The following is a 25658-nucleotide window of genomic DNA, read 5'->3' as shown; positions in this document are numbered from 1 at the left end:
GTTATGCCTCCTGCTCTTTTGACTTCGCGTTTTTCTTCGGCGATTTACGGAAGCGGTAGCGTTTATCAGAAATCGCTAGTGCGCCGCCTAATGCCATAATCAAAGAGCCAGCCCAAATCCAACGAACGAACGGTTTATAGTAAATACGAACAGCCCAAGATCGGTTGTCGTCTAAACGTTCACCCATTGCAATGTATAGGTCGCGGCTAATACCACGGTCAATGGCTGCTTCAGTCATCATAGACTTAGCCGTACGGTAGAAGCGCTTCTCTGCGTGAAGCGTATTCACGTATTTGCCATTGTGTGTGATCTCAAAGTCTGCGATGTAGCCATCGTAGTTTGGACCATCTTTATCACGCAAGCCTGAGAAATAGAAATCATAGCCTTGAATTTGGAAGTGTTCACCAGGTGCTAAACGTACATCACGCTCGATGCTGTAGTTCTGTACCATCGCAATACCGATAACAGATACCGCCAGACCAACATGACCCAACATCATTGCCCAGTGGCTACGTTGCAGCTTGCGAACACCTTCACTAAAGTTATGACGGTGCGTTGCGCGCTCGTACAGTTCAAAGCCATGCATCGCAATAATCCAAATCGCCATCACCCAACCAATGTAAGCCATGGTTGAGAAGAAATCGGCAAACAGGTACACGCATAGCGCGGCCAAGGCGAAAGCAAGCACACCTGAGACGAGCATTGGCTTCACAAGTTTAGATAAATTGTCTCGCTTCCAACGAATAAGAGGGCCAATACCAAGCAGGAAAGCAAATGGCATCATTAACCACGCAAATAGCATGTCAAAGAATGGCGCACCGATAGAGACCGACCCCAAACCAAGCTGCTTGTGTACGAGCGGCAACAGTGTCCCCACTAACACCACAACAAGAGCGGCGATAAGTAATACGTTGTTGGCTAAGAGCGCATTTTCACGTGAGACTAAGTCGAAGTTACCTCGTACACGCACTGCTGCCCCTTTTACGGCAAACAGCAATAAAGAGCCGCCGATAACGAAAACGAGGAAGCCTAGAATAAACATACCGCGCGACGGGTCAGACGCGAACGCGTGCACCGATACTAAAATACCGGAACGGACTAAGAAGGTGCCCAACAAACTCAACGAAAATGCAGAGATTGCCAATAGTACCGTCCACGCTTTAAATGTGCCGCGTTTTTCTGTCACGGCAAGAGAGTGCATTAATGCGGTACCCGCTAACCAAGGCATGAATGATGCGTTTTCTACTGGGTCCCAGAACCACCAGCCACCCCAGCCAAGTTCGTAGTAAGCCCACCAAGAACCTAGTGCGATACCAAGTGTTAAGAATACCCAGGCTGCGGTTGTCCAAGGACGAGACCAACGAGCCCAAGCCGTATCAAGGCGTCCGGTCATTAGGGATGCGATCGCAAAAGAGAATGCAACCGAGAAACCAACATAGCCCATGTAAAGCATTGGCGGGTGAACAATCAAACCAGGATCTTGAAGCAGAGGGTTCAAGTCACGTCCGTCAACCGGGAAGAACGGTAACGTACGTAGGAATGGGTTTGACGTTAGGATGATAAACAGTAGGAAACCTACTGAGATCATGCCCATAACAGCAAGTACACGTGCAACCGACTCTTGCGGCATACCACGACTAAACGTCGCTACAGCGACAGTCCAAGCAGCTTGGATTAAAACCCATAGCAACAGTGAACCTTCGTGCGCACCCCATACTGCGGTTAAACGGTAGTACCAAGGAAGCTGACTATTCGAGTTGCTCGCTACATACTGTAACGTGAAGTCGTTGGTATAAAATCCCCAACATAAAATGGCGAAAGAGAACAACAGCATCAGGAACATAGACCAAGATAGCGGTCGCGCTGTGTTCATGAGCATGGTGTTATTATTCGATGCTCCCCACAATGGCAATACGCTCAACAGCACAGCCATTGCAAGCGAAAGAATGAGAGCAAAGTGACCGATTTCAGCAATCATTGGCCGCTTCCTTGTTTCTGTTCGGTGCTGTATTGAAGCGGTTCATGCGTTTTCTTCATCGCTTCTGCAATTTCTGGTGGCATGTATTCTTCATCGTGCTTCGCTAGGACCTCAAATGCCTCAACTGTCGTGGCATCTTTCAGTACACCTTGAGCAACAATACCCTGCCCTTCGCGGAACAAGTCAGGAAGAATACCGTCATAGGTAATCGTCACTTTCGGACCGACATCGTGCAGGTCAAAACTCACTTTCAAAGAATTAGGATCTCGACGAACTGAGCCCACAACCACCATTCCACCGATACGCAGACGCTGGCCTACTTCTGGCTTGGTGCCATCTGGCTTACCATTAACCAATTCCGTTGGAGTGTAGAAAAGGTCCATATTTTGGTTAAGCGCATAAAGTATCAAACCAATGGTGGCACTAATACCGATAAAGATCGCTAGTACAATACCTAGCCTCTTTTTACGTCTCGGGTTCATAAGGTGTTCTCCATGTTCTTCGCTGCGTCGATACGAGCTTGACGGTCAATTTTTGCTTTCACTTCTTTCAATAATGCATCACCGCGGCGAAGGCTAGTGATCAGAAGAATCAGCATGGATAAGAAAGTAATACCAAACGCACTCCATACGTATGATGCGTAGCCACCCATGGCAAAAAAGTCGCTCAGCGATTCAAAATGCATAATCAGTTACCTCACTGAGTTTGTTCTGTTGCGAGTTTGCGCACCCAGGGGCGGTGACTTTCTTTACTGATGATTTCGTTACGAAAACGGACCATCGTCACGGCACCAAAGAAGAACGCAAAGCCAAAGATGTTCAGCAATAACGGCCAAAGCATGTCGGATGAAATAGAAGGTTGTTCAAATTTCGTGATCGTCGCACCTTGATGAAGCGTGTTCCACCATTCCACGGAAAAGTGAATGATAGGTAGGTTTACTACGCCTACGATCGCTAAAATACCAGCAGCTTTTGCGGCGGTTTTTTGATCGTCAAACGCATGGTAAAGCGCAATCACACCAAGGTAGAGAAATAGAAGAATCAATTCAGATGTAAGACGGGCATCCCATACCCACCAAGTGCCCCACATAGGCTTGCCCCAAACAGCACCTGTAAGTAGAGCAATAAAAGTAAATACTGCACCAATCGGAGCCATCGCAAGTGCCGCCATATCAGATAGGCGAACTTGCCATACTAGGCCAATAAATGCAGCGATCGCCATCGACATATAAACGCCCATAGACCAAATAGCTGATGGGACATGAATGTAGATGATTCGGAAACTGTCACCTTGTTGGTAATCTGAAGGCGCAAATGCAAGCCCCCAAACCGTACCAACCGATAAGCATACGAGGGCCAATACAGAAAACCAAGGCAGAAACTTACCACTCAAACGATAAGCTGCTTCTGGCTTGGCATAAGGATGTAGCCATTTCCACATGTTTTGTTCTCACTCTTACTTCAGGGACACTGTCTAAAGGGTTGAGACCGTAGCAGTGCTTTAATAATAATTCTTTGATCAAGCGCCGCTTCATTGGCACTTTATTGAGTTAGTTGACACTAACTCGTAATGCGGCACTGATGGCAAAAGGCGTTAATGTCATCGCCCCCATTAGCATCGCACCTAAAATCGCTAGTTGACCGTTATACGCCATACCGAGTGCGGCAGCATCAATTGCCGATGTTGCGAAAATCAAAATTGGGATGTAGAGCGGAAGAATAAGCAAACTCAAAAGAACGCCACCCTTTTGCAACCCAACAGTCAACGCCACACCAATGGCGCCAATAAAACTTAGTGTTGGTGTACCGATCATCAAGGTTAATACAACCGATAGCCAAGTATTGAAGTCGAGCGAAAGTAAAACCGCCAATAATGGGCTAATTAAAATCAGAGGTAACCCTGTTAACAACCAATGTGCTATGACCTTTGAAACCACTACAAGTTGCAATGGAATCGGCATTAGCATCATTTGTTCTAGTGCACCGTCTTGAAAATCATCACGAAATAGACGCTCTAATGATAATAAGGCGGACAGCAATGCGGCAACCCAAACGATGCCCGCTGCAATACGTGCTAACAAATTAGGTTCTGGTCCAATACTCAGAGGAAAGAGAGTAATGACAATAATAAAGAACCACAGCGGGTTTAGAATGTCTGCCTGACGGCGAAATGCGATTAGGAGCTCACGACGAATGATGGTGGTCATCGAGGAAATCATATCAGTCACCCAGCTTTATTTTTCTAAGTTTCGGGCTGTCCGCAAACATATCTTGATGCGTCGTCAACACAACAATACCGCCATTATCAGCATGACTTGCGAACAAAGATTCAAGCACCTTGACGCCTTGCTTATCAATGGCAGTCAACGGCTCATCTAAAATCCATAAAATTTGCTTACTGAGCCATAACCTTGCCAATGCGACTCGTCGTTGCTGACCTGCGGAAAGTTGTGCTACAGGCACATCTTCTCGACCAGCTAATCCTACTTGAGTCAAAGCGATAAAGATTTCTTCGTCTGAAGAGCGATTATTTTGAATAGATTGATAAAAACGTAAGTTTTCTAATGCGGTAAGCTCTCGTTTCACTCCTGTTTGATGTCCTAAGAAAAGCAGATCTTGATGGAAAACATCACGAGATTTTTCAACCTCTTCGCCTTTCCATTTAATGACACCTTCTTCTCTATCACCTAACCCTGTCACAATCCGTAGCAATGTAGTTTTACCAGTACCATTACGCCCTTCGATCTGGACCAATTCACCAGGCTTAATTTCAAACTGCAGGTTTTCAAACAGAACCCTTTCATCACGGATTGCTGTCAGGTTAGACACTTCTAACATAGAGCTTCAACTAAAAAATGAACGAGCCGCTATATTAGCACAGCTTAGTTATGACAAAACAGGATAAGAGGGCTAGGTTACATGTAAGTTCATGTATTTTTGTTAATTAATCATCACACTTTAATAAAATTAACTATAAGTAGTTATAAGCGCTCATTTTGAATTTGAGAGGCCAGAACTAAGAGCAAGATCGACTGAAGGTTGTCTAGGGTTGTATTTAAGAAGAGCATTAGAGGCTAAAAACAAAAAAAGAGGCGTAATAACGCCTCTTTTTTTCGCTTGATAACCTTTAGCGTCGACGACGTCCACGCGTTGGATATTCTGAGTCATCTGATGGCTGACCACTTAATGGTGGAATCTTCTCTTTCCCCGCCAGTTTCTTCTGCAGTGAAAGCATCAACTCAGCTTCGGCTTTTGGTAGTTCGCACTCTTCAATCAGCTCGTTGATATCAGCGCCAAGCTGTACCATTTTAGAAGCGCGACTGTACAAGCGACCATCAGTATCAGCGTGTTCGAGTTCGCGAATTCTCTCGTTTAAGTGCTGAATAATGTCTTGTTGCTCGGTCACTTTTTGTCCAAGACCAACAACAACCGAGCGCACTTCGAGTAACTGCTTACTCAACTTTTGCACTTCTTTATCTGCGTGTCGAGATTGAGCTCGTTGTTGATCTAACTGCTTTTGTAACCCCGAGCGAATCCGCAGTTGCAAAACAACCAATACCAACACGATAAAAGCAACGCCACCCGCAAGGAATGGGGCAGATAAAAGAGTCTCTTCAGCCATTAAAGGTGAGCCATCTCGTCCCACTCGTCATCTGTTAGCAGCTTGTTCAAATCCACAAGGATAAGAAGCTTGCCGTCACGGTTGCTCACACCCTGGATGAACTTCGCACTCTCGTCGGTACCAACTGAAGGCGTCGTATCAATTTCAGAAGAACGCAGATAAACGACTTCTGCCACGCTATCTACTAAGATACCAATCACTTGACGCTCAGACTCGATCACAATAATACGAGTGTTGTCGGTGACTTCGCCTTCCATCAGGCCAAAACGTGAACGTGTATCGATAACAGTAACTACATTACCGCGTAGGTTGATGATACCAAGTACATAATCTGGTGCACCTGGAACAGGGGCAATTTCAGTATAACGAAGTACTTCACGAACTTGCATTACGTTGATGCCGTACGTTTCTTCTTCTAGCTGGAACGTCACCCACTGAAGAACTTCGTCATTCGATGCATCTTTCTTCACTTCTACTTCAAAAGCTTGAGACATAGTTAATCCTCGTTAATGTCGTTCCCGACTTAAATCTAATTCAGTGATTTGACATCTAAACCGGCGTTTAGCATGTCAATGAGCGCCTGGACATGAATTAAGGCACACATTTTTTCTTTTACCATGCCCGCTAGCCAAGGGCGTTTACCCGCCTGCTCACGCCAGCGAACCTTGTCGATATTAAGCGTTTCAGTCCCCATTAATTGGTTACTGGCCAACCCCCACATGCTCTCACCAAGCATGACGACATATTGGTAGTTATCTTTATAGCTATCATCACGAAGCTTATCTGCCATCACCCATTTCGCGGTATCGACGACATCAAACTGTTGCTCGCGATTTGTTTGTAGCCCCAAATACCAGGCGGGTTTTCCTATCAAATGGTTAAGCTCGCTAATGCGATGAATACCACCTAACTCATCAAGAGGTACAGCAAACGTGACACCATTCACATCAAAGTAAAGAACTTGGAAGTCCTCACTTCGCTTCGTGCTTTCCCAGACCGTTGGTATATCGGAATCTGCTTGTGTTTCGAGTTCAGTATCGACGTTCGATTCTATATTGATACTTTGTTCGATCACTGCGTGAGGTTCATCCACCTCTGGTTGCGCTTCCTCAAAAACTGGCTCATCAATCACCCAGTCCTGTATTTCCTCAACACCCTGAAGCTCAGGCACCTCACTAAAGGTTTGTACCTCAGGCTCAGCCGCTTTTATCTCTGCTGCAATATCAATCGTATTTTGTTCAAGAATACTATCAATATCCAACTCAGCCACTGGGTTGCTTGCTTCAAGCTGACTTAATAGCCTTTGAACATCTTCCAGGTTGGGAGCTTCCAACTCTGGCGGATATGTTTCTTGAAACTGGTACGTTTCTGGCTCCGAGTATTGTAGCTGTAATTCTGGCTCTGGCTCTGGCTCTGGCTCTGGCTCTGGCTCTGGCTCTGGCTCTGGCTCTGGCTCTGGCTCTGGCTCTGGCTCTGCAGATGATACCTCTTGAGGCAACAGGTCAAGGTCTTCCTCAAGAGTCGTTATTTCAGTTTCATCATCCAGTAATGCATTAAAGTAGTCATCAAGTGCTTGTTCACTGGACAGCACATCATTACTGCTCATCGAACGCCAACCTCTCCAGATAAATCAGTAGCTGTTTATAGGCAAACACACCACGACTACCAGATGCAAAATGCGACGCTGGCAAGTGCTTTAAACTGGCATCGCGGAACTTGGTATCAATAGGCACCGCTGAGGTCCACACTTGATTTGGGTAATCTTTTTTCAGTTGCATCAATGTCTGCAATGACGCTTTCGTGCGCTTATCGTACATGGTTGGGACGATAGTCACTTTGAAACCGCCCGGGCGAGATTTTTGCATAATGGTTAGCGTACGCATCATGCGCTCTAGACCTTTCATTGCCAAAAACTCTGTTTGAACAGGAATCAAAATTCGGTCACTGGCTGCCAACGCGTTCACCATCATCACGCCAAGGATTGGCGGACAGTCAATCAACACATAGTCATAGTCTTGTGAGACAGTTTGCAGCGCCCGTTTTAAGATTAATCCCATACCACTGCGATTACCCATTACGCGATCAAGCGTGGCAAGGGACATATGCGCGGGAATGATATCCATTCCTTCCAGCTCTGTTTCTAAAATCAACGGCTTAACCGTCTCACGAGAAAACGTCTTCAACTGGAATAAATCAAATAGGCTCGAAGTTACTGCATCAGGATCATAACCGAGATAAGTAGTCAGTGAGGCGTGAGGATCAGTATCAACCATCAATACTCGATGGCCTTTCTGGCTCAATAAGCCCGCCAATGTCACTGTTGAGGTGGTTTTACCCACGCCTCCTTTCTGGTTAGCTACACTCCAAACAATCATGATGAATCCTAAGCTAGGCCAACTTCCACCAACATGCGTTCAGCAATGCGGTCAAGCGGTAAATCTTCTGAAGAAATGCCTGCTTTAGCAACCGCTTGGGGCATGCCATAAACAACACAACTTTCTTCATCTTGTGCCCAAATTGTTGAGCCTGAAGACTTCAACATGCGAGCGCCCTCACGACCGTCTGCACCCATGCCTGTCAACACTAAAGAGAGCACTTTGTCGCCATATACTTTTGCGGCAGAACCAAAAGTCACATCCACACATGGTTTGTAGTTCATGCGGTCGCCGCCATCAATAATGCGAAGACGAGCAGCGCCCGTTCGTCCATCTACCATCATTTGTTTCCCACCTGGTGCAAGGTATGCCACACCGGGCTGTAACACATCGCCATCTTGTGCTTCTTTCACTTGAATCTTACACAAGGTGTTCAAACGACTGGCAAACGCAGCAGTAAACGTTGCTGGCATGTGTTGAATCAATACAATCGGATGCGGATAGTTCATCGGCAAGCGCGTCAGAATTTTTTGTAGAGCAACGGGGCCACCTGTTGATGTGCCAATTGCCGTCAGTTGATACTTCTTACCAGAAGCACGGTACTTTGTCGCAGCAGGTCGAGTTGGTGTTGGAGTCACAGGTGAAGCCGTTCTTGAACCTAATGATCGAGTAGTCGTGCTGGTACTCGCTGTTGGGCGAGCGATAGGTCGACGCATGAAAGCGCGCTTCGAGGCAATCTGAATCACACGCTGTTGAAGTAATGACACCGCTTCTTCACGGTTACGCGCAATGTCCTCAAACTTTTTCGGTAAGAAGTCCAATGCGCCCGCATCTAGCGCATCAAGCGTAGCTTTCGCCCCGTCGTGGGTCAGGGACGAAAACATTAGAATTGGCGTTGGAGCAGCGGCCATTATTTCACGTACAGCTGTAATGCCATCCATCACTGGCATTTCAATATCCATCGTGATGACGTCAGGTTTGAGAGATTTGGCTTTCTCAACCGCCTCTCTACCATTTACCGCAACGTCAATCACTTCTAGGCGCGATTCTGAGTTGATGATTTCGCTCACGCGACGTCGGAAAAAACTCGAATCATCAACGACTAGTACTTTAATCGCCATCTTATTCCTTTTAATAACGTCAGCTTTGCTTAAAGGCGTGAAGCCGCAGCATATCGCTTAAGTAAATCGGGCACATCTAGAATTAATGCAATATGGCCATCGCTAGTAATTGTCGCACCAGCCATACCTGGAGTGCCCTGTAATAGATTATCGAGTGGCTTAATAACCACTTCTTCTTGACCAATAAGCGTATCCACAACAAAACCAACGCGCTGGTTACCAATCTGTACAATCACCACGTGACCGTGACCAGTACGCTCTTGGACGCTTTGCGATTTGGATGCCAACCAGTTTTGTAAGTAAAATAGTGGGATAGATTTCTCACGCACAATGATCGTCAACTGACCATCTACCACGTTTGTACGGCTAAGATCTAAGTGGAAAATTTCACTCACCGAAGCCAGTGGTAGAGCAAACGGATGACCGCCAACACCGACCATCAGAGTCGGTAAAATCGCTAACGTTAGTGGTACTTTGATCGTAATCTTAGTGCCCTTGTCTAGCTCAGAATCGATATCGATTGAACCGTTTAAGGTATTGATCGCCGTCTTAACCACGTCCATACCCACACCACGACCAGAAATGTCAGAAATTTTATCTTTACTTGAGAAGCCAGGTGCGAAGATAAGGTTGAAGCACTCTTTATCTGTTAAACGTGCCGCCGCATCTTCATCCATCATGCCACGCTTCACCGCGATGCCACGCAGTTTGTTCGGGTCCATACCGCCACCATCATCTACGATGGATAGTTCAATATGGTCCCCTTCTTGCGATGCTGACAAAATCACTTTACCTGTGCGTGATTTGCCGGCCTTCGCGCGTGCGTCTGGCATTTCAATACCGTGATCAACCGAGTTACGTACCAAGTGAATCAACGGATCGGCCAATGCTTCTACAAGGTTCTTATCGAGATCGGTTTCTTCACCGCGCATTTCTAGCACGATGTCTTTATTTAGGTTACGAGCCAAGTCACGGACAACGCGCGGGAAACGGCCAAACACTTTCTTAATTGGCTGCATACGCGTTTTCATTACCGCGCCTTGTAGATCCGCAGTTACCACATCAAGGTTAGCGACCGCTTTGGACATCTCTTCGTTGTCGCTATTCAAACCAAGGCTTAATAGGCGGTTTCGAACCAATACGAGCTCACCCACCATGTTCATGATGGTATCAAGCGTCGAGGTATCAACACGAACGGTTGCTTCAGCCTGAGGTTTTTTAACCGCTGGTGCTTTAGCTTCTTCTTTTACGGCGACTGGTTTAGATTCTGGCTTTGGTGCTGGCGCTGTTTGAACGGGTGCTGGCTTAGCAACAGGCTCAGGTTTCGCAGGGCTTTGCTCTACGTTTGCTGAAGCAGGCTTCGTTGCCATATCCAATTCTTCTAGCGTTGGACCTTTACCTGAACCATGTAGCTCATCGAGTAACTTTTCGAACTCTTCGTCCGTCATTAAGTCACTGTCTTGATTTGATGAAGATGACACTGGAGCGGAAGGCTCTGCCGCTTTAGGTGGCTCTACTGGTACGGATGCAGACGCAGCAGCCTCTGCCGTAGAAGGGCTTTTTCCTACACCGTGCAGTTCATCGAGTAAACGTTCAAACTCATCATCAGTGATATCACCACTTTCAACTGATGGCGCACTCGATTGAGGCGGTTCAGATGGCGTTGTAGATGTCGCAGACATTGAGGCGCCTGGCGCTGAACCTTTACCATGAAGCTCATCAAGTAGCTTTTCGAATTCGTCTTGGGTAATTTCATCAACAGAGCCGACACTTGATGGTGCTGACGGAGCAGCAGGTTCTTCGATGATAGGCTCGGGAATAATAGGCTCTGGAGTAGCCACTGGTTCTTCAACTACGGTTGCCGCTACTTCATCTTCTGACTCAGGTTTGCATAGACGATGAAGTTCTTCAAGAAGCTCAGGGTCCGCAGCTTCTAACGGCTCACGATCTTGAACAGCCTGGAACTGGGTATTAACCGTATCCAAGGCTTTTAGCATCGTATCCATTAAGTTTTGCGTTACCGTGCGTTGACCGTTTCGTAAAACGTCGAACACGTTCTCCGCACCATGACAAGTATCGACTAGCTCTGCCAATGAAAGGAAGCCGGCACCGCCTTTTACGGTATGAAACCCGCGGAAAATAGCATTAAGTAAGTCTTTGTCTTCTGGGTTATTTTCCAATTCAACCAACTGCTCAGAAAGCAGCTCGAGAATTTCCCCAGCCTCAATGAGAAAGTCCTGAAGAATATCTTCGTCTAAATCGTAGCTCATACGTTACCTTTAAAATCCAAGACTGGACAACAAGTCATCGACTTCGTCCTGCGATGAAACCGCATCTTCTCTCAGTTCTGGATGAAGAATCGGGCCTTCGGCTTCGCTTGTTTGTGTATTCTTTTTATCTGCCGGTTCTGACAAAACTTGAATATGTTCTTCAAGTTTATTTCCAGAGAATACGGTTAGGATTTCCACTAAGCGGCCTTCAACTTCATTAACCAACGTAATTACGCGGCGAATGATTTGGCCAGTTAGGTCTTGGAAATCTTGCGCCATGAGAATTTCGGTCAATTGGCCGCGCAATTCAGTGCTGTCACCTTCGACTTGCACTAATAGCCCGTCGATTCGGTGACACAGTGCTTTAAATTCGCTTAATTCTATGCGCCCGTGCATGAGTTCATTCCATTGAGGACGAACTTTTAGAAGGCAATCATGCAGGTTATCAGCGATAGGAAGGCAGCAGTCGACCGCATCCATTGTTTTGTTGGCTGCAAGCTCTGTCTTCTCGATCACATAATTGAGACGATCCCTAGCGTTAGGGATTTCGTCTTTCGCAATTTCGGTCATGCGCTGATCGAGACTGAACTGCTTGAGTGATTCGTGAAGGTCTCGAGTTAACGCTCCAATTTCTTGCAGCATTGGGTTATCGGCACCTTCGTAGATCGAGACAACAAGCATATTGGCTTGGTCTTGTTCCCCGTTTTCTAGCATTTGAACGAGTGACTTCGCCTGCTCTAGTGAGATCATTCTGAATAGACCCTTTTACGTTTAGTTCTTCTTATCACTTTGAAAACGCTAAACGAGTCATTTAATAGGTATTTAATAATTGGTATGAATGACTCGAATAACAAAGAGAAAGAGAGAGTTATAAACGCTCGAAAATTTTATCTAATTTTTCTTTTAATGTTGCAGCAGTAAATGGCTTAACAATGTAGCCGTTTACACCTGCTTGAGCAGCTTCAATGATCTGCTCACGCTTCGCTTCAGCCGTGATCATTAGAACTGGCAGATGCTTAAGTTCTGCATCCGCGCGGATGTGTTTAAGCAAATCGATGCCTTGCATACCTGGCATGTTCCAGTCAGTTACAACAAAATCGAAGTCACCTTTTTTCAGCATTGGTAATGCGGTTAAACCATCGTCCGCTTCTTGAGTGTTATTGAAACCCAAGTCACGAAGCAGGTTTTTAACAATACGGCGCATTGTTGAGAAATCATCAACAATAAGGATCTTCATGTTTTTATTCAAAATTGCCTCCACTGAATCGTAAAATCAGTGTTTTTAGTCATTTTGTGTCCACGCACTGAGCTTGGTACGTAAACGTTGCATCGCTTGACTCAGTATTTGACTTACGCGAGATTCGCTTACGCCTAACACATCGCCAATTTCTTTCAAATTGAGTTCTTCATCATAATAAAGCGAAAGAACCAAAGCTTCACGCTCTGGAAGCTGTTTTATTGATTCAACCAGTGCTTTTCGAAATGATTCATCAACTACCCCTTTGAATGGGTTGCTGTCATCGGTTTCATCCGCCGGTGAAATCACATCATCAGAAACGCCTAAATCTTCAATACCGACTAATTTTGAGCAGTTGATATCGGTAAGAGCACTATGATACTGATCCAGTGTCATACCGAGATGCGTGGCTACTTCAGAATCAGTAGGATCTCGATTTAATTCGCCTTCCAGCTCCGCAATCGCTTGGTTAATCTCTCGATTATTTTTATGAACAGAACGCGGTACCCAATCGCCTTTACGCATGTCATCTAACATTGCGCCACGAATACGGATACCTGCATAAGTTTCAAAGCTCGCACCTTTAGAACCATCATAATTCTGCTGAGCTTCGATAAGACCGATCATGCCGGCCTGAATTAAATCCTCTACCTGAACACTCGGCGGTAAACGGCCTAGTAGGTGGTGAGCAATGCGCTTAACCAACACTGAATAACGTTCAATGAACGCCTGCTGGCTATTAAATTTGCCATGTTGGTCATAGGTTATCGCTTTATTCACCAAAAGGGTCCTCTGCGAATTCGGTACGATTTAGCAACCTTTCCACAAAAAATTCCAAGTGTCCACTTGGTGTTTTCGGTAGTGGCCACGTCAACGCTTTGTTTGCTAGTGAGCTGATAGCTAAAGCGGCAGGCGAGCGTGGGAACGCATCAACGACAATTTTTTGTCTTTTTACAGCCTGTCGTACTTTATCATCTAATGGAATACATGCTACGAGTTCAAGGCTAACATTCAAGAATCGCTCTGTGACTAGTGTCAACTTTGCAAACAATTCTCGCCCTTCACGGTAGCTTCTGACCATATTTGCTACAACTTTAAAGCGTTGAACTTGGTGTTCTTTACTCAACAGCTTGATTAATGCATAGGCATCTGTGATTGACGTCGGTTCATCACACACAACTACAACCACATCTTGAGCTGCTCGCGAAAAACTGATTACCATGTCAGAGATACCAGCAGCGGTATCAATCAGCAGGACATCCATTTCGTCTTCAAGACTACCAAATGCTCGAATGAGTCCAGCATGCTGAGCGTGAGAAAGCTCTGTCATGCTCTGTGTGCCAGAAGTTGCAGGAATTATCTTTATACCATAAGGCCCTTCGACAATCGCATCTTTTAGCTCACATTCACCCGCTAAGACATGTCCTAGATTACGTTTTGCACGAATTCCGAGCATCACGTCCACATTGGCCAGACCTAAATCAGCGTCGAGAACCATCACCTTCTTGCCTTGGCGAGCCATACAAATCGCCAGACCCAGTGTTACGTTTGATTTCCCCACACCACCTTTGCCGCCAGTAACAGCAATCACTTTGGTCAACGATGGTTGTGTTAAGCGACGGAGGCCGCTTGCTTGATCGTGTATCATATTCTCAGTCATAGTAGTCCGCCGCCTTAGAGTCCTTCACTGTCACTGTTCCAAAAGTGAGGTTCGTTCTCTGTCGACTTCTCTAACAGTTCATTTGCTTTCGCAAGCATATATTTTGGTTGCGCTATCACAATGTCTTCTGGTACGCGCTGACCATTAGCGATGTAAGCTACTGGCATTGCGTTTTGAATCACTACACTGATGAATTCGCCTAGGCTTAATGACTCATCAAGCTTCGTCATAATACAACCCGAAAGTGGTATACGTCGGAAGTGATCCAGCGTTTCTTGTAGAACACGACGTTGTGCGGTAGCCGGCAAAACAAGGTAGCTGTGAATCACTTCCCCGCTCTCTTGCATTAGAGTGTCGAGCTGCTCGGAAAGCCTCACATCTCGTTGCCCCATCCCTGCCGTATCGACCAAAATCAGTCTTCTGTTTCTTAGCTGATATATAACATCGGCTAACTCGTTAGAATCTTTAGCAACTCTTACGGGACAACCCATGATTCTTCCGTAAATTGAGAGTTGCTCATGTGCACCTATGCGATATGTATCTGTTGTCACAAGGGCCACATTGTCGGCACCGTATTCCATGGCTGCGCGTGCTGCGAGTTTCGCTACGGTTGTTGTTTTCCCAACCCCCGTCGGACCCAACAATGCGACTACGCCACCACGTTTTAAAATGTCCTGTTTAGGAATATTGATTTGATCCGCCACCAGCGACAATAACGCTTTCCACGCTCGCGCTGGCTTTGTATCTTCCGGGATATAACAGGCCATCTGGTCTGCTAACTCCGGAGAAACGCCCATTCGCTCTAAGCGCTTAATCAGCATTGCTCTTAGTGGCTCACGGCGTTCTACTTCTTGCCACATCAGACCAGAAACTTGGTGCTCCAACAGACGACGAATTGACGTCATCTCTTCGCGCATGCTTTCTAGCTCATCGGCCGATTCGTCACGCTCATCACTTGGGCGACGTCGGTCATAGCGCGTCGGGTCCAGCTTGGGCGTCGGACGTTCAAATCGATTGTCCTGTGCGATTAGCTTCGCCAAAGGTGAATCTGGTTGATATGGCGCTGGCTTTTCTTGGTTGTAGCCGTCGCGATGCTTATTTTGGCGTTGCAGCAAAGCAGAGAGCGAATCTTCATTTTCCGCTACGTGGTCGTCAGTATCTGCTGCACCACCGCTATATTGCTTAAGCATATTAGCGAATCGCTGCGTCATTGAGCCTGTTTTTTCATTGTTACTGTTATTACTGTTCAGGCTAATTTTATCTTCATCTAAATGACGATCTTGGTAACGATCAGCAGAAGACGATGACATTTGACGATGTTCGTTATAGCGATTCGATTGAGAAGCACCGCGATTTTGCTGTGACGCTGCGCTTGCTTGAGGCGGATTAGATTCACTATCTATCGCCGCAACAATCGCTACTCCACCAGCCACTTTCTTGTTTGACATGATCACCGCTTCCGCGCCTAACTCCTCTTTCACTTGGAGCAGCGCCGTTCTCATGTCTTTGGCAAAAAATCGCTTTATTTTCAAACTATGAATCCATTAATGATGCGTGAGATCAGTTACCCACGGCTTGCACAATTCTGATCTGTTTTTCATCCGGGATTTCTTGGTAAGACAGTACCCGGAGATTAGGTATTGTGTTCTTCACAAATTTCGCCAACGTCGAGCGTAATACACCGGAAGTAAGCAGAACGGCAGGTTCGCCTTTCAGTTCTTGTTCCTGTGTCGCTTGGCTTAGTGAAGACTGCAATCGCTCAGCGAGTCCCGGTTCAATCCCCGCGGATTCGCCTCCTGATGCTTGCATAGTTTGATGCAATATTTGTTCCAGTTCGGGTATCAAAGTAATCACTGGTAGCTCAGGCTCTATACCATTGATTTCTTGAACAATTAGGCGTTTAAGACTAATTCGAACTGCTGCCGTCAATATGTCAGCTTCTTGACTCTTACTTGAGTACTCAGCCAAAGTTTGAACAATCGTGCGAATATCGCGGATTGGAATGGCCTCGTTTAACAAGTTTTGTAGGACTTTCACCACCACACCTAATGGTAATTGGTCAGGAACAAAGTTCTCGACCAACTTAGGCGCGCTGCGTCCCAACATTTCTAATAAATTCTCTACTTCTTCATGGCCAATTAGCTGTGATGCGTTGTTGGTCAATAGCTGGCTTAGGTGCGTCGCTAATACCGTTGATGAATCAACAACCGTATAACCCAGAGCCTGCGCGTGCTCTCGCTGATCTTCTCGGATCCATACGGCTTCCAGTCCAAAAGCAGGGTCAATGGTTGGCTCACCATCAATCATGCCATACACCTGACCTGGGTTAATCGCTAGCTCTTGATCCGGACGAATCTCTGCTTCGCCCACCGCAACCCCCATCAATGTAATTCGGTAACTGTTTGGGGTCAGCTCAAGATTGTCACGAATATGAACCGCTGGAATTAGGAACCCAAAATCTTGCGATAACTTTTTACGCACGCCTTTTACGCGCTCTAACAGTTCCCCACCTTGGTCTCTGTCCACCAAAGGGATTAAGCGATAACCGACTTCCAAGCCAATAATATCGACTGGCTGGACGTCATCCCAAGACAGTTCGCGCTGTGAGGAAGGTTCTGTACCTTCGTCTGCTGTTGCTGGTAAAGCGGGCTCTTTCGCTTTCTGCTTCTGCCGTTTGTCGATGAAATATGCCGCTGCACCGGCCGCGACTGCCAGGCTCAAAAACGCAAAGTGTGGCATGCCCGGTACGATGCCCATCACACCAAGAATAGCCGCAGTAATCATCAGCGCTTTTGGGTTGTCGAACATCTGGAAGACCAGTTGTTCACCCATGTCTTCATCGGTGTTTTGGCGTGTCACCATCATTGCCGCTGCAATTGACAGCAATAGCGATGGGATTTGTGCGACCAAACCATCACCGATTGTCAGTAAGGTATAGATTTCAATCGCTTCACCGAAACCCAATCCATACTGCGCCATACCGATCGACAGACCGCCGACGATGTTGATAAACAGAATCAAAATACCGGCAATCGCGTCCCCTTTTACGAACTTCGAGGCACCATCCATCGAGCCATAGAAATCCGCTTCTTTGGTCACTTCAAAACGACGAACTCTTGCCTGCTCTTGGTCTATCAATCCGGCATTCAAGTCCGCATCAATCGCCATTTGCTTACCCGGCAACGCATCAAGCGTAAAGCGAGCACTTACCTCAGAGATACGACCCGCACCTTTGGTCACCACCATAAAGTTGATGATCATTAAGATGAGGAAAACCACTAGGCCGACCGCGTAGTTACCACCAATAACGACGTTACCGAACGCCTCAATTACGTTACCTGCCGCATTACCGCCTTCATGACCATGCAGTAAGACGACACGAGTCGAGGCAACGTTCAAAGCCAAGCGGAGCAACGTGGCGATCAGCAATACCGTTGGAAAAGCAGCGAAGTCCAAAGGGCGACGTGTGTAAACGGTCACTAACAACACCACCATCGACAGCGCGATGTTAAAGGTGAAGAACATATCCAGCAAAAATGCTGGAATCGGCAGTACCACCATCGCTAGGGTGGCCAAAACCATCACCGGAGCACCAATAGCTGGCATTTCACGTTGAGGGATTCGTGGCAATTTATCTGCAAACGGCAGGCTTAACTTCATACTACGAGAGATCTCAATCGATTGAAGCGTCGCGTAAGCTCTTACTATTAATACGCGACCGCTTTAGCCTAAAAGTTTAGGTAGGGTTGATAATTAAAGCGTTTTAAGCAATCTATGTACCATAATTAGCGCCAAAATAATGACTAAACACTCAAATAGAGCTTAGCTTTTGATCAAACGAGCTTTTTTAAGGCTTTACCGCTTTTCGTATCAATGACGGTGCTCGGGCGGGATTGGCAAATCATAATCTTGAATTTTCGGGCGCTGTCCACCTCGTTTTCGGTATTGCTTCAATTGGAATACAAATGCCAAAACCTGAGCGACGGCAGTAAATAACCCATCGGGGATCTCTTGCTCGAGCTCTGTCGTGTGGTACAACGCACGAGCCAAAGGTGGTGCTGGCACAATCGTAATGTCATGTTCGCGGGCGACTTCTCGAATCTTCATCGCCATGTGGTCAGTACCTTTAGCGATCACGACTGGCGCACGGTCTGTCTTCTGTTTATAACGAAGCGCTACCGAGAAGTGCTCTGGGTTAGTAACAATAACATCAGCTTGAGGAACATCCGCCATCATTCGACGTTGAGCAGCTTCCCTTTGCAACATACGAATACGGCCTTTCACTTCCGGCTTACCTTCAGTCTCTTTGTATTCGTCTTTGACTTCTTGCTTGGTCATTTTTAACTGATCAGCGTGCTGCCAAATTTGAAATGGAATATCGATGGCAACCACAATCAATAGCGAGCAACTGATCAGCAAAATAAAGTTCAGCTAAATATCTAAAGCATGGAAGATGTTTTGCGGATACACATCCATGCTCAATTGAATCAGATCGGCCTGCGATACTTGGATCAAATAGATGGCGACACCAGTGACCAGAACCACTTTAAGGATTGATTTGATCAACTCTACCCAGCTTTGCATGCCAACCATTCGCTTTAAGCCGCTAAGCGGATTCATTTTCGACAGCTTGGGCATGGCTGCTTGGGCAGAAAAACTGATTCCTCCCACACCTGCTGCTCCAATCATGGCGGCGGTAAACAATGTCGCTAACACCAAAAATAGTGGGAACAACAAATCACTCATCGCGCCCAAAGCGATATCAAACAGTTTTGCAGTATCGAAAATCTCTTCTCGTTGAAGATCAAATAAACGGCTCATGATGGAAAACAATGAACGTGCTAACGCCTCGCCAAACCACATCAATGAAATGGCGCCAACGATCAGCACAGATGCTGATGCGAGCTCTTTAGATCGAGCGACCTGCCCCTTTTCTCTGGCTTGTTGTAACCGTCGGGGCGTGGCTTCTTCGGTGCGTTCCTGACCGTCTGATTCTGCCAAATCTTAGCACTCCAAGCGAATAAGCCGACAAATCTGCGCCTCACCCACTGTCCAGAACATTTCATAATGACTGTATAGACCAGCCAGTATGTACCAACAAAGTAATAGACCCACCATCAAAGCAAAAGCAAAACCAAGCGAGAAGATATTCAGCTGTGGTGCGGCACGGGTCATTACACCAAACGACAAGTTAATGGTCAGTAGTGCAATAATGCCGGATAGAGACATACTCAATGCCGTTTGGAACATAATACCAAGCCAGCCTGCCATTTCACGGAAATCAACCGCGTTGAACGAGCCGGAGCCAATCGGCAAAGTTTTAAAACTGAACACCACCAATTGCAGCATTTTTAAGTGTCCATCGGTGGCAAGGAAAAACATTGTCGTTAAGAACATGAATAACTGGCCAAGCAATGGCGTGTTCTGACCATTTGCGGGATCAACCATAGAAGCAAAGCCCAAACTTGATTGCATACCCAATATTTGACCAAGTAGGACAAAGGTTTGAATCATAAATTGAGTAACCATACCCATCGCTATGCCGATGATCATTTGCTCGGCAATGGTCATGAAGCCACGAAACGAGAGTAGCTCAATGTCCTGAGGTACGGCGGGGATGGCTGGCATGACAGCGAAAGTGATGGCTAAACCGAGGTAAAGGCGGATTCTTGGCGAAACAAATCGGGCCCCGGTTACTGTCATCACCATCAACATGGATGAGATACGAACATAGGGCCAGAAGTAGTTTGCGATCCAATCTAAGACAACGCTAGTGGGGTACTCCATAGGCGCCTCTAATAAAGCACCTGAGGTAAGCGTTCAATCAAGCCATAGAAATATTCCATCAACATTTGCGTCATCCAATGCCCAAACAGCATCAGGGCCAAAAGCGTGACAATCAAACGCGGTAAGAAGCTCAATGTTTGTTCGTTGATGGATGTCGCAGCTTGAAAAATCGCGACTACAAGGCCGATAAGCAAGCTTGGGATGATAATAGCGCAGACCATGATAAGCACCATCCAAAGTGCTTCACGGAAAAGCTCGACAAACATTTCTGGTGTCATGTCTTATCCTCTATCTGCGCTTATCTAAAGGGCAAAGCTGCCCGCAAGTGTCGAGAGTATCAAGTTCCAACCATCGACCAATACGAACAACATCAACTTGAACGGCAACGAAACAATCATTGGTGACAACATCATCATACCCATTGCCATCAGTACCGAAGCGACTACAAGGTCAATGATCAAAAACGGCAAGAAGAGCATAAAGCCAATTTGGAATGCAGTTTTTAGCTCTGAGGTGATAAAAGCCGGAATCAATACCGCCATCGACACATCTTCTGGATTCTCGACTTGCTCTCCTGACATGGTTACGAACGTCTCCAAGTCTTTGATTCGGGTCTGCTTAAGCATAAATGCTTTCATTGGCGCTTGTGCAGCATCAAACGCTTCTCGCGCCGTGACTTGCTCGTTCAAATAAGGCTGAACAGCTTTGTCGTTGATTTCGTTCAGGACAGGAGACATAACAAAAAAGGTCAAAAACAGCGCAATACCAATAATAACCTGATTAGAAGGCGTTTGTTGCAAACCCATTGCCTGACGCAATATCGACATCACCACCACAATTCGAGTGAACGAGGTCATCAGAATCACCATGGCAGGCAAGAAGCCAAGCATGGTCATTAACGCTAAAATTTGTAGTGTAACCGAGTAGTCTTCACTGCCATCAGGGTTCGTGGTCATGGTGAATGCTGGAATACCACCGCCACTAGAAACGGACATAGCACGGCTAGCACCAGTATCACTTTGCATAGCCTGAACTGTAACACTACTTCCATCGGCTAAGTTATCTGGCAGCGCTGACTCCTCTGCTTCAGCAAAGGTAAATGAAGAAAACAGCACGCCGACAAAAAGTAACAACGTACTCAGGAGCAAACGAATTGGATTACCCTTTGTCATGTTTTTTGATCAGCTGGCTAAATTGAGTCGCAAAAGCATTGGTCGCCAACTCTTCCTCTTTCAGTGGCTTATCTAACTTGGCTAAAGTTTGGATCGATTGGCTAGTAATCCCAACCAAAAACTGTTCTTCACCCACTTGAACTACTGCGATTCTTTCTTTTGTACCCACTGGCAACTGACTCACTATACGCAAGCCCTTTTGTTGTCCCATCGCTGGCACTTGCATACGTTTCAGCAACCAAGCCAGTAAAAGAATCACGCCGATTACAAGCACAAGCGAGCCAAGTGTCGTCGCAAGATCCAGATTATTTGGTGCGGCAGCAAATGCATAAGGAGCACTTAGCATTAAGCTCAGTGCTCCAGTGATTTGCTTCAGTCGCATTTTGATTGAACGACTCATCTTAACGCAGCTTCTTAATTCGTTCAGTTTGGCTGATCACATCCGTCAAACGGATACCAAACTTATCGTTGACGACCACGACTTCGCCGTGAGCAATCAAAGTACCGTTAACCAATACGTCGAGCGACTCACCGGCTAGACGATCCAACTCAACAACCGAACCTTGGTTAAGCTGCAACAGGTTCCGAATGCTAATTTGAGAACGACCGACTTCCATCGAAATCGTCACCGGGATATCCATAATAGTGTCGAGTTTACGACGCTCATCTTCGCTAATTGGGCTTGAAGTGTCTTTTAGCTCTTCCAGTGGCGCAGCCAATACTTCATCTACGTCTACAGAAGGGGCAGACGGGTCTTCGCCAAGAGCGGCTGCCCATTCGTCTGCTAGCTTTTGATCGTCACTTGGTTCCATTTTTCTATCCTGTGTTACGCCTTACTCATGCCATAGCATGTCTATTTAATAAGGTATCTTAATGGTCTATATCGTCTTCACTCTCAAGCTCGGACATGATGTCTTTACCTAAGAAAGCTAAATCTGTTTTGACGACATGTGGGCGCTCAATTTCCTCAGAAATTTGCACCGCTAATTTGTCTTCCGAACGACCCATTTTTACGCGATAGGTCGGTAGGTCTTCTACAAACATCGTCGCATGTTCTGGCATTTCAATCGGGATGATATCGCCCGGTTGCAGCTCCATGAGATCACGCAAAGAAATGTCTTTTTCGAGCAAGTTCACGCGGAAGTTAACCGGACAATCCATGATCTCTTCACGTAGTGCTGAGCTCCAGCGAACGTCCGTTTCCATCTTGTCGGACTGAACACCTGCATCCAATAGTTCACGGATAGGCTCAACCATGGAGTAAGGCATAACGACATGAAAATCGCCGCCACCGCCGTCAACTTCTATATGGAATGAACTCACGACAATCACTTCTGTCGGGCTGACAATGTTTGCCATGCTTGGGTTTACTTCAGAGTCGAGATATTCGAACTCTACCCCCATCACTGGCGACCACGCTTCTTTATAATCTTCAAATACAATTTTCAGTAACAACTGAATGATGCGGCGTTCCGTTGGGGTAAATTCGCGGCCTTCGATTTTGGCGTGGAATCGACCATCACCGCCAAAGAAGTTTTCTACCAGAATAAAGACTAAACGAGCCTCCATGGTGATCAACGCAGTGCCTTTTAACGGACGAAAACGCACCATGTTCAAACTGGTTGGCACGTACAATGTGTTCTGGTATTCACCAAACTTCATCATCTGCACGCCATTGATCGACACCTCTGCCGTTTTACGCAGCATATTAAACAGACTAATACGCATGTGCCGTGCGAAGCGCTCGTTGATAAGTTCGAGCGTCGGCATTCGACCACGTACGATTCTGTCTTGCGACGAGAAATCAAAATTGACGGCACCCTCAGTGTCGTTTTCTATCGGTTCATCGACGTCATCAACATCGTCAACCCCATGCAATAGCGCATCAATTTCGTCTTGGCTTAATAGATCGGTCACGTTTTACCTATTGAATAACAAAATCTGTAAACAGTACTTTTTCAATCACTGGCTTACCGACCGCAGCATTCAGCGCTGCTTTGATATCTTCGGAAGCACGATCGCGCAATTCCACTCGTCCTGTAGGAGAGCGCAATTGATCAACCGTCGCGGAAGCAAACGTTGATAGCATAGAGCTTTCAATCAGTGGCGAATGATACCGCGCCAACTCTTCATTTTCTGCACCGCGAACCATTAACTGCGCTTTAATTTGAACCAACCTATCGCGGCTATCCCCAGTAACGTTAAATACAAATGCCTGAGGAAGATTCACATACGCGATGGGCGCAGCATTCGATGCCTTCACTTGAGCCTGTTGAGACGATTCAGCCTGAGCAGGTTCATCAGAGCCCATTAGAAAAAATGCCGCTGCCCCGCCACCAAGTAGTAATACTACAACAGCGATGATGATGATAAGTAACTTGCTTTTTCCTTTCGGCGCATCGGCCCCTTGTAACTGTTCTTCTGCCATTCTTGTCTCTTATTGTTCTTTTGAGTTACCAAGACGTTTTAGTGAGTTGCTTGGTAACCGTATGCCATTGCCGTTAAACGGCCTTTTATGCGTAAAAACTAATTCCATCACGCTTTGAAGCGACATTCAAATCCAGATTGACATCAGATTCAAAACCCTCTTCGGACTGTCCAGAAAAACCGCCACTTTGCGCGCTTTGACCATGTTGTTCAGCAGTATACCTACCTTGCTGTTGCCCGCTGTTTTGTTGCTGGACGGAAGAATCAGCCAGCTGCATACCTTGTTGCGCTAGCATTTCTCTCAAACGAGGGAGCGTCTGTTCAATAATGTCACGAGCTTGCGGGTTGTTCACTGTAAAATGTACATTGGCAACGTCGTTATTCATGGTCATACGAATTTGCATACGACCTAACTCTGGTGGATCAAGACGAATATCGAGATTTTTCAGATTCTTCGACATCATCATTTGCACTTTTTCCGCAACTTGCTCGTTGGCTAGCTCTTTAGTTAGTTGCAACGGAAGCTGAGCTTGTTGTGCAGCATCAATACGCGCTTGTTGCTGTACATTAATTCCTTGCTGACCTGCCATAGCCTGAAGCTGTCCAGCGAAGCCATGTTGGAGGTCCGGCTTATCTTGTTTATCCGCAGTCGACTTTAGCGCACCAGTCTCCAATGCTGCGTTCATCACTTTCTGGCTAATCTCTCCGTCTTTCACACCTTGAAGCGACGTCGGCACTTGCGCGGCTATCAACGTATCAGGCGTTGGAGATAATGCGACTTTTTCTCCACTATGAGCAGTTTGTGGCTGGGGTACTTGAGCCGCTGTATGCTGGATTTGCTGAGACACTGCCATAGGTCCAGCCTGGCGAGTTAAATTATGTTGTACTTGTTGCTCTGCGAGAATCTGTTTAATGTCATTAGGGAGCGCAACAAATTGGGCAAGGTCTTGATCAGGAATATCCGCCGTGATCCTTCCTTGTTTCAACCCTTCAATGATCTGAGCTTCTTGCCGAGTCAGTGGTTTTCCTTGCGCCAACTTAGTATCTATAACTTCAAGTTCATCCAAGGAGACTCGTGGAAGCGCGTCGATGTTGGAACCATCAACGTCTGTTAACAACGGCGACAGATCATTAGCTACTTCACCACTGACTGCGCTCTTAGCCGTCGGATGGCTGGCTTGTTTCGCTAGCTCTTGCCAAGCAGCAAACTCAGGCGAAAGTTTGTCGACATCGATAGGTTGACCATTCTTATCTAAAATTGGCTCTAAGTCTTGTCCTGGGATCATCTGTGCTTGTTCAAGCGAATGAACTGATGGCGTTTCATTCAAAGCCAGCTCATCAAGGTGTGTCGAAACGGTTGCTTGCTCGTGGAACGAATGCACTAAATTCGCGCTCTGAGGCAAAACTTTGCCACTATCGATGGATGCATTACTCGCATTCAGGGTTTGATTCGCTTGTTCAATTCGACCAAGAAGCTGTTGTCCTTCGCCCATCGTGCTTTTTACGTCCACTGTATTTGATGGGTTGCTCGTATCGATTGATGTTGATTTCACTTTTTCAATAGCTTCAACATCATTCTCCAAAGGTGTGCTGTTACTCGCCTTTTGTAAACTTGCTTCTTCACTTAAGGTTGCATTCGGTTTGTTTGCTGATATTTCATCAAAACCATGGGGCTCGTCACTGACGGATTCTTGGCTTTCTTGCGCCAACAATTCGTCCGAGACGTTAGCAGAAGAAGTACTGCCTACATCCGCTCTTTCTTTTTCTTCAACCACTGTCGATTCTGTTGCTACTTTTTCGGGCTTTTGTTTACCAGCAAACGCATCGGTTAACGTTTCTAAAAATCCCTTGCTCTCAGTGCTCTCTGCGGACGCTTTAGCGGACACATCAGAAACTGGCGTCTTGGTAGTCGCAGATACATGGGACAAATTCACACTCATTTAGAAACTCTCGTTCTCGTGGCTCTGAGTATATCGCTGGCAGGCAGCAATACTGGCGGCAAACTAAGGT

The 25658-nt window shown here is 46.4% G+C and carries 26 protein-coding genes and 1 pseudogene; all 27 read right to left on the bottom strand.

The genetic code is table 11. The features are described 5' to 3' along the window. Position 1 precedes the first annotated feature (1 nt). The 27 genes and pseudogenes from R8N49_RS19115 to R8N49_RS18985 all read right to left on the bottom strand — a co-directional run bounded on the left by R8N49_RS19115 (position 2) and on the right by R8N49_RS18985 (position 25588). Entirely contained in the window at positions 2-1978 is a 1977-nt protein-coding gene (locus R8N49_RS19115) for a heme lyase CcmF/NrfE family subunit (protein ID WP_186584735.1), read from the bottom strand. Further along, positions 1975-2460, bottom strand: a complete 486-nt coding sequence (gene ccmE / locus R8N49_RS19110; RefSeq protein WP_005380516.1) for a cytochrome c maturation protein CcmE — start codon at positions 2458-2460, stop codon at positions 1975-1977. Before ccmE ends, R8N49_RS19115 begins: the two co-directional genes overlap by 4 nt. Continuing rightward, positions 2457-2663 carry a heme exporter protein CcmD gene (gene ccmD / locus R8N49_RS19105; protein ID WP_005380515.1) on the bottom strand — a complete coding sequence of 69 codons (207 nt, stop codon included), beginning with the start codon at positions 2661-2663 and terminating at the stop codon, positions 2457-2459. Before ccmD ends, ccmE begins: the two co-directional genes overlap by 4 nt. An 11-nt stretch (positions 2664-2674) precedes the next feature. Beyond that, positions 2675-3418 carry a heme ABC transporter permease gene (locus R8N49_RS19100; RefSeq protein WP_005380513.1) on the bottom strand — a complete coding sequence of 248 codons (744 nt, stop codon included), beginning with the start codon at positions 3416-3418 and terminating at the stop codon, positions 2675-2677. A 109-nt stretch (positions 3419-3527) separates the two neighbouring features. Further along, positions 3528-4196, bottom strand: a complete 669-nt coding sequence (gene ccmB / locus R8N49_RS19095) for a heme exporter protein CcmB (RefSeq protein ID WP_005380512.1) — start codon at positions 4194-4196, stop codon at positions 3528-3530. A 1-nt stretch (position 4197) separates the two neighbouring features. Next, entirely contained in the window at positions 4198-4815 is a 618-nt protein-coding gene (ccmA, locus tag R8N49_RS19090) for a cytochrome c biogenesis heme-transporting ATPase CcmA (protein WP_005380511.1), read from the bottom strand. Between the two features lie 289 nt (positions 4816-5104). Continuing rightward, on the bottom strand, positions 5105-5599 hold the full coding sequence (locus R8N49_RS19085; RefSeq protein ID WP_025767176.1) for a DUF2802 domain-containing protein: 495 nt from the start codon (positions 5597-5599) through the stop codon (positions 5105-5107). After that, a complete protein-coding gene (locus tag R8N49_RS19080; RefSeq protein ID WP_005380507.1) occupies positions 5599-6093 on the bottom strand; it encodes a chemotaxis protein CheW in 495 nt (164 codons plus the stop codon). The genes R8N49_RS19085 and R8N49_RS19080 overlap by 1 nt, the downstream gene beginning before the upstream one ends. 35 nt (positions 6094-6128) lie before the next feature. Next, complete coding sequence (locus R8N49_RS19075; protein ID WP_318190046.1) at positions 6129-7205, bottom strand: chemotaxis protein CheW; 1077 nt, start codon at positions 7203-7205, stop codon at positions 6129-6131. Next, the gene (locus R8N49_RS19070; RefSeq protein WP_005380505.1) at positions 7195-7974 is read right to left on the bottom strand and encodes a ParA family protein; all 780 of its coding nucleotides are present in this window, start codon (positions 7972-7974) and stop codon (positions 7195-7197) included. Before R8N49_RS19070 ends, R8N49_RS19075 begins: the two co-directional genes overlap by 11 nt. 8 nt (positions 7975-7982) lie before the next feature. After that, positions 7983-9095, bottom strand: a complete 1113-nt coding sequence (locus R8N49_RS19065) for a chemotaxis response regulator protein-glutamate methylesterase (RefSeq protein WP_318190045.1) — start codon at positions 9093-9095, stop codon at positions 7983-7985. Between the two features lie 29 nt (positions 9096-9124). After that, the gene (locus R8N49_RS19060) at positions 9125-11365 is read right to left on the bottom strand and encodes a chemotaxis protein CheA (RefSeq protein WP_258489236.1); all 2241 of its coding nucleotides are present in this window, start codon (positions 11363-11365) and stop codon (positions 9125-9127) included. Between the two features lie 9 nt (positions 11366-11374). Beyond that, positions 11375-12115: a protein phosphatase CheZ gene (locus tag R8N49_RS19055; RefSeq protein ID WP_258489237.1), complete on the bottom strand. Its 741-nt coding sequence runs from the start codon at positions 12113-12115 to the stop codon at positions 11375-11377. Positions 12116-12233: 118 nt separating this feature from the next. Then, on the bottom strand, positions 12234-12602 hold the full coding sequence (gene cheY, locus R8N49_RS19050) for a chemotaxis response regulator CheY (RefSeq protein WP_017635949.1): 369 nt from the start codon (positions 12600-12602) through the stop codon (positions 12234-12236). Between the two features lie 45 nt (positions 12603-12647). Further along, positions 12648-13382 (bottom strand): RNA polymerase sigma factor FliA, encoded by a 735-nt coding sequence (locus R8N49_RS19045; protein WP_005380499.1) that lies wholly within the window; start codon positions 13380-13382, stop codon positions 12648-12650. After that, positions 13375-14262, bottom strand: a complete 888-nt coding sequence (locus R8N49_RS19040) for a MinD/ParA family protein (RefSeq protein ID WP_005380498.1) — start codon at positions 14260-14262, stop codon at positions 13375-13377. Before R8N49_RS19040 ends, R8N49_RS19045 begins: the two co-directional genes overlap by 8 nt. Before the next feature lie 14 nt (positions 14263-14276). Further along, a complete protein-coding gene (gene flhF, locus R8N49_RS19035) occupies positions 14277-15794 on the bottom strand; it encodes a flagellar biosynthesis protein FlhF (protein WP_031780894.1) in 1518 nt (505 codons plus the stop codon). 28 nt (positions 15795-15822) lie between these two features. Beyond that, the gene (gene flhA / locus R8N49_RS19030; RefSeq protein WP_025998722.1) at positions 15823-17922 is read right to left on the bottom strand and encodes a flagellar biosynthesis protein FlhA; all 2100 of its coding nucleotides are present in this window, start codon (positions 17920-17922) and stop codon (positions 15823-15825) included. A gap of 210 nt (positions 17923-18132) precedes the next feature. Then, positions 18133-19263, bottom strand: a pseudogene (gene flhB / locus R8N49_RS19025) (flagellar biosynthesis protein FlhB). 3 nt (positions 19264-19266) lie between these two features. Beyond that, entirely contained in the window at positions 19267-20049 is a 783-nt protein-coding gene (gene fliR, locus R8N49_RS19020; RefSeq protein WP_206949745.1) for a flagellar biosynthetic protein FliR, read from the bottom strand. 8 nt (positions 20050-20057) lie between these two features. Next, on the bottom strand, positions 20058-20327 hold the full coding sequence (gene fliQ, locus R8N49_RS19015) for a flagellar biosynthesis protein FliQ (protein ID WP_005380488.1): 270 nt from the start codon (positions 20325-20327) through the stop codon (positions 20058-20060). Positions 20328-20351: 24 nt separating this feature from the next. Further along, positions 20352-21221, bottom strand: a complete 870-nt coding sequence (gene fliP / locus R8N49_RS19010) for a flagellar type III secretion system pore protein FliP (RefSeq protein ID WP_005380487.1) — start codon at positions 21219-21221, stop codon at positions 20352-20354. Next, complete coding sequence (fliO, locus tag R8N49_RS19005) at positions 21208-21621, bottom strand: flagellar biosynthetic protein FliO (RefSeq protein ID WP_005380480.1); 414 nt, start codon at positions 21619-21621, stop codon at positions 21208-21210. The genes fliP and fliO overlap by 14 nt, the downstream gene beginning before the upstream one ends. Before the next feature lies 1 nt (position 21622). Beyond that, positions 21623-22033: a flagellar motor switch protein FliN gene (gene fliN, locus R8N49_RS19000; RefSeq protein ID WP_005380479.1), complete on the bottom strand. Its 411-nt coding sequence runs from the start codon at positions 22031-22033 to the stop codon at positions 21623-21625. Positions 22034-22091: 58 nt separating this feature from the next. After that, on the bottom strand, positions 22092-23138 hold the full coding sequence (fliM, locus tag R8N49_RS18995) for a flagellar motor switch protein FliM (protein WP_005380478.1): 1047 nt from the start codon (positions 23136-23138) through the stop codon (positions 22092-22094). A 7-nt stretch (positions 23139-23145) separates the two neighbouring features. After that, positions 23146-23649, bottom strand: a complete 504-nt coding sequence (gene fliL / locus R8N49_RS18990; protein WP_104975528.1) for a flagellar basal body-associated protein FliL — start codon at positions 23647-23649, stop codon at positions 23146-23148. Positions 23650-23734: 85 nt separating this feature from the next. Continuing rightward, positions 23735-25588, bottom strand: a complete 1854-nt coding sequence (locus R8N49_RS18985) for a flagellar hook-length control protein FliK (RefSeq protein ID WP_258489239.1) — start codon at positions 25586-25588, stop codon at positions 23735-23737. Between the last annotated feature and the right edge of the window lie 70 nt (positions 25589-25658).

This window comes from Vibrio sp. 1978, from assembly GCF_033344345.1.
This window is presented reverse-complemented; position numbering and strand designations above follow the sequence as displayed.